This is a genomic window from Peribacillus sp. NPDC096540, from assembly GCF_050278525.1.
Lineage (GTDB): Bacteria > Bacillota > Bacilli > Bacillales > DSM-1321 > Peribacillus.
In genome coordinates this window covers 42,200-57,368 of the sequence record NZ_JBNNTG010000010.1, presented here as the reverse complement: position 1 = coordinate 57,368, position 15,169 = coordinate 42,200, and the positions used below count along the sequence as shown (strand labels likewise).

Below are 15,169 nucleotides of genomic sequence, written 5' to 3'. Positions count from 1 at the left end.
TATAATACTAGCGCACTACTTACAGTATTTGATATTACTTCTTAATATACTGGGTCCCAACTTTTCAGTCTTTGAATTAGAAAGACGCACCTGTACTTCTCATTTTCAATTTTTGCAGTAATTTCATCAAATCTTCCAGCCCAAGTTGGACTATCTTTTTCTGGAGAAGGATAAAGCCTGAAACGCCAACTAATCCGCCAATTGGCTTTCTTTTCGAGCAAACGCTTTTACTTCTCTACCATGCTGTCATCCTTAGATTTATGGAGGAAAAGAATCCAACAAGATGTATGGCCGACACGCCAACCCAATAATGAAATAAAAAGTAAGATATAAAAAACAGCAAGGGATTTTTCTGAATTCCTTGCTGTTTTTTGAAGTAAGATAGTTAACTGAAGTTTATTTTAATGGAATTATTCTATTTTCAAACCTAAATCAAACATATCCTTCACTCCTCCTGTTTACTTCAGTTTAGTAATATGCAATAAACATGCCAGTTAAAGAATAAGATGAAAGAATTTTTAGAACATCACAGTAAATAACCTTCAAAATTCTGTGTTATGATAAGTGAACGAAAATATTGATTAAATTTAGGAGGAAAGTATATATGCTGAAAATTATAAAGTTTTTAACTTTCTTTTTTATTTCAGGGACACTTTTTTTATACCTTTATCCTCCTCTAGGAAGACGAGCAACTAAAGAAAAAGTTAAAAGTTTCAGCACGAAAGAAAATTTTGTAAATGGGAAGTTTATCAACCAGATTCCTGCAAGTCAGGTGATGAGCCTCAAACATACAGGGTCGATTCTACGGGATTATATAAAAGGAAATCCCAGTAGGCGGCCCGACAATCCAATTCTGATTGAAACTAAAGAACCTATGATAGGTGATTTCAATAAAATCACCTGGTTTGGACATTCTGCCTTCATGTTAGAGATGGATGGAAAAACCTTATTAGTGGATCCAATGTTTGGTAAGGCCCCCACTCCCTTTCCGCTGTTTGGAAATAAGCGGTTTAGCGGGGACTTGCCTATTGATTTGGAAAGACTGCCGCCAATCGATGCGGTTCTCCTATCACATGACCACTATGATCATTTAGATTATTACTCTATAAAGAAGATAAAAGATAAGGTCGGTCAGTTCATTGTTCCACTGGGGGTTGGGGGCCATCTTGAAAGATGGGGTGTTAAAAAAGAAAAGATTCAGGAGCATAATTGGTGGGATGAAGTTACTTTCAAGGGCCTGCATTTGGTTTGCACGCCTGCGAGGCATTTTTCCGGAAGAAGTTTACGAGATGGCAATACGACGCTGTGGTGTTCCTGGGTAATTAACGGAAAACAAGACAAGATATTTTTTAGCGGCGACAGTGGGTATGGTACTCATTTTAAAGAAATTGGAGAAAAATTCGGTCCATTTGATCTTACATTAATGGAATGTGGCCAATATGATGAGCGCTGGTCCACCATCCATATGATGCCTGAAGAAACAGTTCAAGCAAACATTGATGTGCAAGGAAAACTAATGATTCCAATTCATTGGGCAGGGTTCACATTGTCATTTCATGACTGGACAGACCCAATTGAGCGGGTAACTAAAGCGGCCAAAGAACATTCCGTACATGTTTCCACACCGCAAATAGGCGAACCAGTATTTATTGGAGTAAAAGAGTTTCCGCAAACAATTTGGTGGAAATAAAATCAGTCTATCCTAACTTGGGATAGACTGGTTTTATTTATTTAACTGTGTTCCTTCTTATTCTAATGAAGATTCAATTTTATAGAATAATTTTTCTTTCCCCCAAAATAATTTGTTCCTATTACACCTAAAATGATAAGAACCGACCCGATAATATCGTAGGTTATAATTTTTTCATTAAGAATAAGAGCTCCTGCCACTATCGTGACAACGGTGGAAAGGTTTGCGAAAACACTCATTTGTGACGCCTTGATTTTTGATAAAATGGTGTTGGATAACAACGAAGTGACCAATGAGGCCAATATTCCTAAATACAAAATGGAAAAAATGAATTCCCTGCTCAACCAAGGTAAAAAGAATTCCTGCATTGTTCCTTGGTTTATGTGGGAACTGAAAGCAGCAATGTTAAAAATTACGAAGCCTGTTCCCATCATAAAAAAGGACATTTCACCTGGCGTATAATCTTGTGCAAGTGAACGGATCATTGTCGTATAACATGCAGTTGCAATACAGGATAGAAGAATTAAAACCATTCCGAGCATGTCGGAAAAATTGATTGAGCTCCCTCTCAAAACAAAAATAAAAATGACTCCAACTACCGATAAGACAATCGAAAGCTTTTGATATAAAGACGTTTTTTCCTTTAAGTAATATCCCGCTATCATCACCGTTATGATCGGGGTAACGGCTGATAAGATTCCAGCATCGGTGGATTGGGAGTATTTAAGTCCGAAAGTTTGAAAAGCAAAGAAAAGAGTGGGAAATAATAATGACAGCGGAACCAGTTTTTTTGCTGACCCCCACGTGTAATTTACTTTGATGACTTTAAAAGCAATAAATAATGATATGATGGCGAAGGAAACGCTGAATCGGAACGCCAATGTATCAAGTGGATTTGATTCACCAATTGCCATTTTAGAGAATAAGAATGATAGGCCGACAATACTGGCATGAAATATGGCCAACATATATGCAAATGATTGGGATTTCATAGATGCAGCTCCTCTATATCCGTTTTAGGTATACCCCTTTTTGTATTTGCAACCCAAGTTTAAAGGTAAAAGGTACAGCTCTCCCAACCCCCCCCCCCTTAAATTTCTCAGGTTATTTTAGCTTCAGTAACCTTATTATTCTTAGGAACGACAAAATTGTTACATTTGTGAAGTTTTTTTACTCTTGGATCATATATTTTTTGGTTTTTATTATTTATTGATGGTTCTAGTATGATATGAATGACTAAAACTAAGATACCTAAAAAGGCAATAAGAAAAAGCTAATCTGTAAGTAATCTTTTAAAGAATATTCAGGCCTTTTAATTTTAGTGTTACACTGCCTTAAGCACTTCCAACTTAGGAAGTGCCCATTGAATTTTTTATTGAAAAGCTTCGATTTGTCGAAAACATGGTTAATTATCTCTGATAAACCCAATTAATGAATTTCCTAGTTTAGATGTAGCATGACTTCATCTTCTTAATAGTGCTAGAATTGATAGAGATTCTGTTGCTAACTTCAGTTATTATCACTATTATTCACAAAATAATAGAATCGACCTTTAAGTACCAATAAATAATGATTATTTTCCGTTTTCAGTTATGATAAAATTTCAAGGAGAAAGTGAGGTTTACATATGTTAGTGACCACCCTTATATTTCTTTTGGCCGGTCTAGCTGAGATTGGTGGGGGTTACCTTATTTGGCTTTGGTTAAGAGAGGGAAAACCCATTTATTTAGGATTAATTGGAGGAATCGTTTTAGTTTTATATGGCATCATTGCAACATTCCAAACGTTTCCAACTTTTGGGCGTGTTTATGCGGCATATGGCGGTGTTTTTATTGTTTTATCGGTATTATGGGGATGGGGCATCGATAAGGAAACGCCTGATTTATTTGATTGGATCGGGGCTGCAATCTGTTTAATCGGGGTGTCTGTCATCCTTTGGGCGCCGAGACATTAAAAAAATTAAAGGGCTCTAAGCCCTTTAATTCCAGTTTGTAGACAAAAGATGTTCTATCTAAATTTTATAACAAAGTTGTTTGGAGCGGAAGGTGCGAGACTCCTGCGGGAAATGCGTGTCTAGGGGAGACCCCGCAGGCGCAAGCCGAGGAGGCTCCCGGACCGCCCGCGGAAAGCAAGTGCCCTACGTTCCAATCAACGTTCAAATTGTACAAGCCATAAAAAAACTGTAGGCAAACTCGATTTTCATCGAGTTTGTCTACAGTCTGAAATAAAAGTGCAAACAATATAAAAATTTCAGCGTCTTATTCCCAAATAGAACACCCTTATATTCTCCTCGGTAGGTTCCCATCAGGACTAGCCACCATTCATTAATGTTCATTGTTTTTACAAACTTCCGCAGTTGGAAAGTGTCCTTCTATCACATCTTCCAGTTTCTTCATCATTAATTATCCATTCAACCCTGTAATCTGTTGATTCCATATATGTCGTGATGATCAAATACTTTTCTTTAAGGGTACTGATAAATTTTTAAATAGCTGGCTCTTGAATAGGTAGACTCTAGATTAATTTCTTTTCCTGTCTACTAGCGGTCATATTGCTGATACTATCTTGAATGAACCAAATCGCAACCGCTGCAATAATGCATGGTATGGCAAAGGCTAAATAATTAACTTGCAATGATAATTTCATATCAAGCAGAATCCCGCAGAAAGTAGGAGCGAGGATTCCACCAATTCTACCGACACCTAAGGCCCAGCCGACTCCTGTAGAACGGATTTCATTCGGATAATACTGGGATACATATGCATTCGTTACGATTTGTGTACCTGTTGTCGTCCCACCTGCAATGGCAATTAGTACATAAAGCATAATCATGCTAGGTTTGAAGCTCAGCATCGTGAGGCTAATAAAACCAATGACCAAGAATGAAACAAGAACCCTCTTAGAACCAAATCGGTCGGCAAGTTTCCCTCCAACAATCGCTCCTAAAACAGCTCCAAGATTCAATACGACTAAGAATGTCAAGCTTGAACCTAATTCATATCCTGCTCCTCCCATGATTTTTGGAAGCCATGTACTCAATCCATACATAACGAATAAACACATGAAAAAGGCAATCCAGAACATGAGGGTACTTATAGTTCGTCCATTTTTAAATAATTGTTTAACTGGAAACCCTTTCATTTCATTCTTATGTTCCTCCTGAAGAACATAATTGTCATATATGGTGTATTGTCCGTTTACATTCACATGATTCAGAACGTCCGTCAATTTACTTTTTTTGTTTTTCGTAATGAAATAGGTTATTGACTCAGGTAACATTTTATAAAGAATCGGCATAAAAATCAGTGGAAGCGCACCAAGCCATACCACTGCGCGCCATCCAAAGTTAGGAATCAGATACATCGCACCTAATGATGCTACAACACCACCTAAAGCATGTCCGCTGAACATAATAGCAACCAATGTACTACGAATTTTTTCCGGAGCATATTCAGTAATAATTGCTATTAGATTAGGCATTACTCCCCCCAAGCCTAAACCTGCAACAAAACGTTGTATTCCAAAAGAAGTTGGCGTATCTGCAAACCCTGAAGTAAAAGTAAATACAGAAAAAATGACCGTGCAAATTAAGATGACTTTCTTTCTTCCAAATTTATCAGCAAGCGGTCCAAAGACTAACGCGCCTATCATCATTCCAAACAAAGCATAGCTGCTAAATAAGCCTGCATCTACAGCAGTAATTTTCCACTCAGTCATCAAAGATGGTAGGATTGTTCCAAGCATGAACATATCATATCCATCACAAATAATGATAAAGATACAACATAATAAAATCTGTAAATGAAAGCGGTTAAATTTTTGTTCATCAATCATTTCAGATACACGGATTGTACGCATTTCCTTCGCCTCTTTCTTCTTTTCCTTTATTGACAAAAGTCCAAAGGAACCTTATAAGTTTTTTGGGACCAGCTAACCACCTAATAAAAAACAACAATAAAGACTTAAATTACACATATATAGAACTAAGTTCACTATATATTAACTTAATTTTTAGAATATTGTCAATAATCAAAGTGCATTAAGTGCTATAGAGTAAAAACTTTTTACGAAAAAAAGCAAAAAAAAGTCCTCTATTCAAAGAGGACTTTTTTGAAATAAAGGAATTTAGGCATCTGATGCTTCTTTTCTCTTTCTTTTTTTAGATTCAGTTATAAGATCATAACCAAGATAAAGGATAATGGCTGCTCCGAACAATTTAATATATAACGGAATATCCGCTACAAAGAAATATATCATGGAGAATAATGTTCCTATTATAGATAACCAAAAGATTAAATGTTTTAGAATTTTTTTCAAAGTAGTTACTCCCTCTCAATAGATGAGATTAATTATTCTAGTTCGCTCCATTTCAAGGAGGAATTTTAATTATCTGTACCTTCATTTTAACATTTATCCTTTAAATAATGGAGTAAATCATATTGCGAAATTATGAACAATTAAGCAATTTTTCATTGGAATTTTATTATTGTTCTAAAACTTTACAACTTCATCATTTATTTTTACAGCCTATCATTATCAAATATACATACATTGTCTCCTAACATAAAATAAACATGAAAATGGCAGCGAAGATATCTCCTACGCTGCCATTTTCATGAATTTATTCTTACAGTATATTCATTTTATTGGAGTCTAACTCTATTTCTTCACTTTGTTCTAGTTGATTATTTTTATAATAAGCCATCTTCACTGGAACAAAGGATAAAGCAATCGCGGCAATAAGACCAGGAATAGCAAAAGCAATAAAATTCAATTGAATTGGTAGCGAGATTGATAATAAGAATCCACCAAGGATGGGTCCGAGCATACCACCAATCCTTCCAATTCCAGATGCCACCCCAAGTGCAGTCGATCTAATATTTGGTGGATAGTACTGGGAAACATAGGCTTGTACAAGATTTTGGGCGCCAATCGTACAGGCACCTGCAATTGCTACTAATGTATAAATCACGAAAGAACTTCCACCCATTCCTAACAGTGTCAAACTAATTGCACCTAGCGCATACAACGGTACAAGCATTTTTTTAGAACCATATCGATCACAAAGTTTAGCGATTATAAGCGTACCTACGATAGCTCCACCTTGAAGAACGATTAAGAAACCTAGACTTGAATTCAAAGCATAACCCGCTTCAATCATTAGCTTTGGTAGCCATGTATTCAACCCATATACCATCAATAGACACATGAAAAAGGCAACCCAGAACATCAAAGTACTTATAGCGCGGGAATCTTTAAACAATCCGACAATCGGCAGTTTCTCATCTAATTTTTTCACTTCTACAATTTCGTCATGTATGGTGAAATTGCTTTCAGGACTTACTTTGGATAATACTCTGATTAATTCTTCTTTTCTGTTAATTCTAATTAGATGTGTGGAGGTTTCTGGTAAATACTTCATCATGATTGGTAGAAATAGTAACGGTACGCCGGCAAACCAGAATATTGACTCCCAGCCTAGTGAAGGCATAAGTAGGATACCTAGTATCGGGGCAAGCATCCCCCCGAATGAATAGCCGCATAATACAATCGAAACGACCATGCTTCTCATTGTTTTCGGTGCGTAATCTGTCAATAAAGCGATGACGTTCGGCATAATGCCTCCCAGTCCTAATCCCGCTAAAAATCGAAAAGTAGAAAATATGGTAGGTGTATTCGCAAATCCACATAGCAGTGTAAATAAACTAAATAAAATCAATGAAATGGCAATGACGTTTTTTCTTCCAATCCGATCCGCTAATGTCCCAAAAAAGATGGCGCCGAACATCATACCGAATAGACCATAGCTACCCATTGCTCCCGCTTCCACTGAAGTTAGATTCCACTCCTCTGTTAACACCGGGACAACCGTTCCGTAAACGACAAGGTCGTAGCCATCAAAAAGGATGATAATGAAACACCATGCCAACAAACCGAAATGAAAGCGGTTAAATTTACTGTTACTAATTACCTCTGTCGTGTTAATACTAGCCATAAAAATTTCCCCTCTCTAGGTGACTACCAATAGTCCATATGATAGCGCTTACGGAATTTCTTATTAAAAAAGATAACATTCCACCACCTAAATTTCCACAAATAGCGAACTGAGTTATCTAATTGTTATTATAATAGGCGATTATCTGATATTTCAATAAAAATTTTCACAAATTAGTCATAAACAACAAAACACCAAAGAGAATACCATTTTGAAATATCCTGAATTCATGAGTGGTATGGAGTATTAAGGTGATTTCGATTGAAATCGTTTCCTAAGTTATCTGTATTAAAAAAATATTTTTTTCGCACTATTATACAACAACCATTTATTATAGATCAGTTATTCAATAGCTAAAACAGGAAAAAAACCAGTCCCTGATCGGAACTGGTTTCTAATTTTAAAGATAGAGCCGCTATTGCCGTATTCAAGTAAGAAAGTTTTAAACCACCACTCCTCAAAGTGGGTGTTTGCAGAAACAATCCTGTTGTCCAAGTCAGTGACGAGGCATAACATTCCTGTTTCGATGTAAAACTCCCTATTACAGCTTAAAGGTTAAAACTTAATTATCATTACGAACAACGCAGCTTGTATAGTTATAATACCTAAATTCATTCTATCTTGCAAGGCTAATAATTCCCAACTAACAAAAAAGTTTTTTGGTTTCGTAATTAGTCATTGATTGCAAAGCGACTCTAATAGTGGGTTCTGTAATTCTTCCATTAAAGACTAACTGAATATACACATCAATTTCCTTTTTCACAATTGTAACTGGCTTCTAGCCAATAGCTTTATTCTCTTTACTCCATCATGGTTAGCTTTCCAATACATCTTCAGCTATACCAAATTCACTTTATGTGAAAAATCCTAACATCTACTATCCGTCTATTTTCTTTAATACACTTGACTGGTTTTGCATTTTTACGCCAAGTGGCTATCTTGTTTCGGCAAAACATAACTGTTACAAAGAAAGGAATCTGTGACCACTTCAACCTATTAATTTTTTTAAAAAAAGTTCTATATGTAATTTTATGTTACAGCCACAATAATGGAAGAAAGATTTATAGAAGCTAATGCGATTTGTAAAATAAAGGAGGTAGAATCTAAAGGTTTTTAAATAACAGGAAGGTAATATTTATCCCTTTTAGATATAGAATCTTACAATTAATAGTAATTAACATTTGCAAATGTTCGTTAGAGGTCTATAATATTATATATTAGATTTGATAGGAGTGATTAGCTATGCTTTCAAACATTGGTTTTCCTGGTTTAATTCTAATCTTTCTTTTAGCATTAATTGTCTTTGGGCCGAATAAACTTCCTCAAATCGGACGCGCTGTAGGTACTTCGCTTCGAGAGTTTAAGGATGCAACAAAGGGAATAACAGATGAAATTCAAGAGGAATTTAAAGAAGACGTTAAATCTGCGAAAAAAGAATCGGCAAAATAAAAAAAGCAATGAAAAAGACGCCTGCACGCAGCAGACGTCTTTGATGCGTTTGAGGCGGGAACCGTCAGGCCACATCCCGACGTTTAGCTTAAAAAGCATGTTCTTCGACTTACACAAATTAGCTCATCGCTTTATTAATATAACATTTATCCTCTATTATTTCAAGAGAATTATTGAAATTCCTTAAAGGGAGATATCTTATTGTTCTAGGTCGTTAGTGTAATACTGCTTCTTTTTCTGTAATTGGATGTAGATCAATAAAAAACCATGTAATTTTATCTTACTAACTAGTGTTTAGGTTTTACTTTCAAATATTCTACCGAGGAAGCTTTTCAAATATAAAAATTAATATCTACCTTCTTTACTGGAAAACCATAGATATTAGCCCTTTTAATGTGTTTTTTTGTAATGATACTACGATCCTTTTTGCAACATCTTTTAGACGCCCCCCTCTCTTATTTACGTTTAATACATAACCTTGTTTTTTACTATTAATTTCAGCGCCATTTAAAATAGCTTGATCATTGATGATCAAGCTTCAATATATACTTGCCCCTATTAATTGTTAGTCTTAACTACTTTGACTACAGCCACATTTTATTTGTAAGACAAAAAAACACTCCGAAAAGTGTTTTTTAAATTATTATTTTTCCTGCTGATTCAGGTTTGAATGTTTTCGTGAATAAACAAAGTAAATCACGATACCGATAGCCATCCAAATTAAGAAGCGTATCCATGTATGGCTACCTAGTTGTAACATAAGAAATACACAAAAAACGATGGCTAAACCGGGCACAAGCGGTACAGCCGGACAATAGAAAGCACGTTTCATGTCTGGTCTTGTTTTACGTAAAACGATTACCGCTACGGAAATCATCGTAAACGCTGTTAAAGTTCCGATATTAACTAATTCGGCCAATTCTCCAAGGGGTATAAAGGCTCCTAGTAAGGCTGCAATTATACCAAACATCCATGATGCCGCATAAGGAGTATTATATTTCTTATGAAGTTTTGATAAAGATTTAGGCATCAATCCATCACGTGACATCGCAAACATGATACGAGTTTGTCCATATAACATAACCAAGATGACCGTTGTCATTCCAATAAAGGCTCCAAGGTCAATAATTCCTGCAATCCAATTCTGTCCTGCGCTTTGTAGTACTAAAGAAATCGGGTGATCCAGTGCCGTTGCGAACTGTGCATACGGTACTACACCTGTCATAATTAAACTAACAATCATATAAAGTACAACACAAATAATCAATGAACCGATAATTCCTCGTGGTAAATTCTTTCCTGGATCTCTTGTTTCTTCTGCTGCAGATGCTACTGCATCAAAGCCGATAAATGCAAAGAACATTAAAGCGGCTGTAGAAAATACCCCACTGATTCCGAACGGCATGAATGGCTGCCAGTTTTCAGGTTTTACATAGTAAATAGAAGAGACGATAAACAACAAAACAACGAGCACTTTAATTACAACCATAATGTTGTTGATCCTAGTAGTTTGTTTCGTACCTCTAGAAATCAACAAAGTAATAGCCATAACAATTAAAAAGGCTGGCAAGTTCATATAAGTTGTAACACCCTCAATTGAACCAGGTGCTGCCGTTAGTTTCTCTGGAAAGTTAATACCGAATCCGTTTAAAAACGATTGGAAATAACCAGACCAGCCGGCCGATACGGCACTAACTGCCAATAAGTATTCAAGGATTAAATCCCACCCTATAATCCAGGCAGCAAATTCACCTAGTGTTGCATATGCATAAGTGTACGTTGAACCAGATACCGGCACAGATGATGCAAATTCAGCATATGAAAGTGCTGCGAATAAACAAGCAAGGCCCGCAATGACGAACGATAACGAAAGTGCCGGACCAGCATTGACTGCTCCAGTTCCCGTTAATACAAAAATACCTGTGCCAATAATTGCTCCAATTCCAAGCATCGTTAAATCCCAAGCACCTAGTTCCCTTTTCAATCCCTTACTGTTGGAGCCAGCGTTTTTCAATAAGTCCTCAATAGACTTCTTTCTAAAAATACTCATGTTTTCTCCTCCATAAATTTAAAAAAATATTCAGAAAATAACAAATAAATAAATTAACTTTTTATTTATAGCAGAGAATTTTCGACAAAATTCATCAATTCCTGAATTATCTGATTTTCAAATCATACGTATTAAACCCTTATACGTCAACGATTTAATTATAGTAGAATTTCTATTTTGAAAATTCGCTGAATATACTTAGTGATTTTTCGACATAATTCTCCATCATTTTTTAGGTGTATTACTTTAATAGCAGTAGTTAATTTTTTTATTTTCTTTTTCGCAATTTAGAACTTTGAAATTCATATCAAATTTTTCTTATCTTACATTAATGGGGATTTCATAAATATGAATTAGGATACCTCCATCCTGCTTTTTAGCTTTTCATTTGATTTACTGAAATCTTCAAAATTTAGATAGAGTCTCCTATTTATTTCCCCTACACTTATTATTATGGAATAATAAACCATAATTATTCTATCCATTCACGCACTATTAGTTTGACGGAATCGATGTACATCTCTATACTTATTAAGTCTTATAAAGTACGGGAAATATGCTTAATTGAAGAAGGTGACTTTCATGGATTTTACGATTACTTACCTGTCATTTTATTTAATACAGGTTGAAGGAAAAGGCGATCAGGCTGATAAGCGATTTAAACATTTTCAAACACTCGATACCCAGGAATACGAAGAAAGTCCTTTAAAGGATTTTTTGGATGGGGAATTGATGAAAATCTCCAAACGAAAAGTAGACCGTCATCCAAAAACTGAACAAATACCCACAAAAATCGGTTCTTTTATTGTTGAAGAAGGACATGCACTTGATTCCAATCCTAATTACAATGTATTTAACCGTGTCCGCTTTGCCGGTACAAAAGAAGTCTTCCAGCAGGAAAATGAACAATTCGCCCAGTCTTATATAGATACTAGTGCAGTGCGCGGCGGGGTCTTCCTAGTAGCATCTGCTAAATTAACGAAATATCTAGATGAACCGTTCGTCTTCTTATTAAAATGTGATTTCGAGCCGAAGGTTGCTTCCATTTCAGATGAACGAACACTAATTCGACACGTTGAAATGGCAATCACCACTAAAAATATGAAATCCATTCAATATCCCTACATGCCCGAAGAAGGAATGGTAGAAGAAGCCGAACTGAAAATCCACCAGGCTTCACATGCCCGCTACTTCGAGGACTTTTTGAAATTCGTCGAATATGGTGAATCGATGCCGGAAATCATGAAAAACCAAGTCATCCATATGGTTCATGAACATGTATCCGCACAATTCGAAGAAAACAGTGACGAACTGCAGAAATTCGAACAAGACCTGGAAATCTGGGAAACGAGCGAAAAACGCGAAATCCAAGAACGTCTTGAAACCCACCAAGTCGTCGAAGCCACTGCCCAGATTGTCGAGCATACACCTGAAGCCGAACTGCGAATGAAGCTTGGCAGTACATCTATCAAAGGACTACTAGCCGATTTTAGCGATAGCATCCATTTAGGAAAAATTAATGGGAAGTATGTATTGATGATAGAATCCGATACGATAGAGTTCGATAAAGGCGTTTCGCCGATTGAGTTTCATAGGCCGGATGATTTGATGGAGATTGTGGAGCGGATTAGTAGGAAGGTTTGAGAAAATGGTGATGATTAATTTAGGGGTTTTGTGATCATTGTTGTGATCATAAAAACAGTGCCATTTAAACGTTTGTGATCCTTTGTGTGATCAAATCTGTGATCAAATTTATGCTCTAAAACATGTAAATAAGGGTTTCCTTTAATTAAGTACAACCAAATATTAATTCAAAAAGACAGTGAGCTTATCTTTGCTTACTGCCTTTTCGTTTATGACTAAACATTAAGTTATGATACAAACCTTGCACGTCATAGTCGATTTCTACGGAATTATCCGTAAGCTGTATACCTTAATTCACTTTTGAAACACTAAAAATCACACCAGCATCTTGATCGTATTTTAAATTATAACGAATCGTATTTTTCTCCACTTTCGTTTCATTCTTTTGATATTTATAGCTCTCATCAAATAAACGTAAATCCTTTAAGACTTGCCCTACATCTTTTTGACTTAAATCAGGATTTGTCATACCAATTAACAACCCCATTGAAAGAACAATATCTGTCCCTTCTCCTTGACCAACCATAATTAGCTCATGAACTGCACCATTATCATCAATATTTTCAATTAATGTGACATCATCATTTAATTTTGAGGTAATGGTTTCATCTTCTTTTTTTACATTCTCTAAAGAATAAGGCAATTTCAACTTTTTTTCTAAAAATTCTTTTTGATTATTGTAAAGTGGTAGCGTTGTGGTCATAACCGCTATGATAGGAAAGACAAAATATGCAGTTGCTATCAATGTTGCTACAATCCGTTTAACTTTGGTAAATCTACCCCTTCTCCACATAAGAAGTATTCCAACAGGAGGAAAAAAAATTAGCCAGAACCACATAAACCAAACATTTTGGAAAACTGGGGTTCTGCGTTTTAAATTTGTCTCAGGCTGCTTCTTTTTGACCACCTTTAAATAAATCTTTGATGTTAACATTAAAAATAAAGTTCATTGCATCTTTTGCCTCTTCTTCTATGGAAGATTCAAGAAAATTTACTACGTTTTCACTATAAGGAGTCTCATTTTCTTCTTCCATTATATGATTAAAGAGAGACTTTCCTTTGAAATCTGTCGTATCAATCTCAAAGGTTTCTTGTATTATCTGTTCATCTTGTATTTGCTGAAGTGTTGTTTGATATTGAGCCTTTAATTTTGGATTAGCTGCAATTTTGACCAATAACTTGTAAAATTTATTAGCCTGATTATATTGCTTTTTCTGATAAGCTGCCTCTGTATCATTGGTTAAAGCTTCAATCGTTTCATTATAAAAATATTTGATTTCTTTTGTGTCTTTTATTTTCTGAGCCTCTTGGATGAATGTTAATGTTTCTTCATAATTTTTTTCATCCCTAGAAGTTGTAGCCTTGGATAGTGTCGCTACAACTTCTTCATTTATTTTGATTTGTTTAAGTAGTGTATTTGCCTTTTGTTTAATTTGGTCGCTAGAACGCTGGTTATCTTGGATATAAGCCAAATAATCCTTAGCTGTTGAATTATCCTCTTTTCTAAAAGCAGTTTCTGCCAATTCATAAATAGCTGAAACGGATTTTTGAACAAGGGCGTCTGTTTTACTATCACTTTTTTTCAATTCATAAATCTTTTCAAGTTCGATAATTGCAGCTTGGTAATCGGTGCTATTATATAAATCATTTGCGGTTTTGTAATACTCATTGGCTCGTACCTGTTTTTCATCTACTTTTGGTGCTGGTGCTGGAGTTGAAGGAGCAGATTTCGTTGAACTGCTACTAGATGAACCTGAACTCGAACTTGAATTCGAACTACTACCGCTACTACTACCGCCTCCATTATGATAGTGATACCCTGAACAAAGACCTTTAGCTATGGATTTCTCTGAGCAATAATGACTACCATTACTATCTGTTCTGCCAGAGTGGGCAGTTACTGTTGAGGGTAATAAAAGAAATAAGCAACATAAACTGCTTATAAACGGTTTCCTCATGATATCTCCTCCTTAAAATAGAAAACTAGATATCCCTATTTTTACCTTATCTAGAATATCCTATTTTTTTATAGATTATATGTAATTTGTTTTACATATTCCCTATTATAGAAAATAATAGAATAATAAATACTTACCAAAAAGAGGGAATTCAGATGGGGTTACGGTTTCGAAAATGCTTTAAGATTGCCCCAGGGGTTCGTCTAAATGTCAGCAACAAAAGTACAGGTGTTAGTTTCGGTGGGAAATTACCGTATCAACAGTTATGGTAGAAGAACAAGTAGTGTTGGAATCCCAGGAACAGGTCTTTCCCATGTTTCTACATCAGGTAAGTCTTATAAATCGAAAGCTTATCAAACACAGAGAAATTTACAGGCTCAACA

The 15,169-nt window shown here is 35.6% G+C and carries 12 protein-coding genes, 1 other RNA gene and 2 pseudogenes; 6 read left to right on the top strand and 9 right to left on the bottom strand.

The features are described 5' to 3' along the window. Window positions 1–15 precede the first annotated feature (15 nt). Window positions 16–194 (bottom strand): annotated as a pseudogene (locus ACQKMR_RS11310) (hypothetical protein); the annotation flags it as partial. Here ACQKMR_RS11310 and ACQKMR_RS11305 point away from each other — a divergent pair. After that, a pseudogene (locus tag ACQKMR_RS11305) lies at window positions 189–319 on the top strand (6-phospho-3-hexuloisomerase); the annotation flags it as partial. The pseudogenes ACQKMR_RS11310 and ACQKMR_RS11305 sit on opposite strands and share 6 nt — an antisense overlap. A gap of 285 nt (window positions 320–604) precedes the next feature. Next, window positions 605–1,690 (top strand): MBL fold metallo-hydrolase, encoded by a 1,086-nt coding sequence (locus ACQKMR_RS11300; RefSeq protein ID WP_427697384.1) that lies wholly within the window; start codon window positions 605–607, stop codon window positions 1,688–1,690. Between the two features lie 62 nt (window positions 1,691–1,752). On the opposite strand, the gene ACQKMR_RS11295 is transcribed toward ACQKMR_RS11300, so the two are convergent. Beyond that, the gene (locus ACQKMR_RS11295; protein ID WP_427697383.1) at window positions 1,753–2,682 is read right to left on the bottom strand and encodes a DMT family transporter; all 930 of its coding nucleotides are present in this window, start codon (window positions 2,680–2,682) and stop codon (window positions 1,753–1,755) included. Window positions 2,683–3,317: 635 nt separating this feature from the next. Here ACQKMR_RS11295 and ACQKMR_RS11290 point away from each other — a divergent pair. Next, window positions 3,318–3,644 (top strand): YnfA family protein, encoded by a 327-nt coding sequence (locus ACQKMR_RS11290; RefSeq protein WP_427697382.1) that lies wholly within the window; start codon window positions 3,318–3,320, stop codon window positions 3,642–3,644. Window positions 3,645–4,204: 560 nt separating this feature from the next. Here the strand turns inward: ACQKMR_RS11290 and ACQKMR_RS11285 are convergent. The 4 genes from ACQKMR_RS11285 to ssrS all read right to left on the bottom strand — a co-directional run bounded on the left by ACQKMR_RS11285 (window position 4,205) and on the right by ssrS (window position 8,278). Further along, window positions 4,205–5,548: an MFS transporter gene (locus ACQKMR_RS11285; RefSeq protein ID WP_427697381.1), complete on the bottom strand. Its 1,344-nt coding sequence runs from the start codon at window positions 5,546–5,548 to the stop codon at window positions 4,205–4,207. 267 nt (window positions 5,549–5,815) lie between these two features. Beyond that, complete coding sequence (locus ACQKMR_RS11280; protein ID WP_427697380.1) at window positions 5,816–6,007, bottom strand: hypothetical protein; 192 nt, start codon at window positions 6,005–6,007, stop codon at window positions 5,816–5,818. Between the two features lie 310 nt (window positions 6,008–6,317). Beyond that, the gene (locus tag ACQKMR_RS11275) at window positions 6,318–7,685 is read right to left on the bottom strand and encodes an MFS transporter (RefSeq protein WP_427697379.1); all 1,368 of its coding nucleotides are present in this window, start codon (window positions 7,683–7,685) and stop codon (window positions 6,318–6,320) included. A gap of 405 nt (window positions 7,686–8,090) precedes the next feature. Continuing rightward, window positions 8,091–8,278, bottom strand: a non-coding RNA gene (gene ssrS, locus ACQKMR_RS11270) — 6S RNA. Between the two features lie 649 nt (window positions 8,279–8,927). Here ssrS and tatA point away from each other — a divergent pair. Then, the gene (gene tatA / locus ACQKMR_RS11265; RefSeq protein WP_427697378.1) at window positions 8,928–9,134 is read left to right on the top strand and encodes a twin-arginine translocase TatA/TatE family subunit; all 207 of its coding nucleotides are present in this window, start codon (window positions 8,928–8,930) and stop codon (window positions 9,132–9,134) included. A 643-nt stretch (window positions 9,135–9,777) separates the two neighbouring features. Here the strand turns inward: tatA and ACQKMR_RS11260 are convergent. Next, window positions 9,778–11,184, bottom strand: a complete 1,407-nt coding sequence (locus ACQKMR_RS11260) for an amino acid permease (RefSeq protein WP_427697377.1) — start codon at window positions 11,182–11,184, stop codon at window positions 9,778–9,780. 582 nt (window positions 11,185–11,766) lie between these two features. Between ACQKMR_RS11260 and ACQKMR_RS11255 the strand changes: the two genes are divergently transcribed. Continuing rightward, window positions 11,767–12,828 carry a DUF3900 domain-containing protein gene (locus ACQKMR_RS11255; RefSeq protein WP_427697376.1) on the top strand — a complete coding sequence of 354 codons (1,062 nt, stop codon included), beginning with the start codon at window positions 11,767–11,769 and terminating at the stop codon, window positions 12,826–12,828. A gap of 289 nt (window positions 12,829–13,117) precedes the next feature. On the opposite strand, the gene ACQKMR_RS11250 is transcribed toward ACQKMR_RS11255, so the two are convergent. Continuing rightward, window positions 13,118–13,735, bottom strand: a complete 618-nt coding sequence (locus ACQKMR_RS11250) for a hypothetical protein (protein ID WP_427697375.1) — start codon at window positions 13,733–13,735, stop codon at window positions 13,118–13,120. Beyond that, a complete protein-coding gene (locus tag ACQKMR_RS11245; protein ID WP_427697374.1) occupies window positions 13,713–14,786 on the bottom strand; it encodes a YHYH domain-containing protein in 1,074 nt (357 codons plus the stop codon). The genes ACQKMR_RS11250 and ACQKMR_RS11245 overlap by 23 nt, the downstream gene beginning before the upstream one ends. A 155-nt stretch (window positions 14,787–14,941) precedes the next feature. Here ACQKMR_RS11245 and ACQKMR_RS11240 point away from each other — a divergent pair, with 155 nt between their 5' ends. After that, the gene (locus ACQKMR_RS11240; RefSeq protein WP_427697373.1) at window positions 14,942–15,058 is read left to right on the top strand and encodes a DUF4236 domain-containing protein; all 117 of its coding nucleotides are present in this window, start codon (window positions 14,942–14,944) and stop codon (window positions 15,056–15,058) included. Window positions 15,059–15,169: the final 111 nt, after the last annotated feature.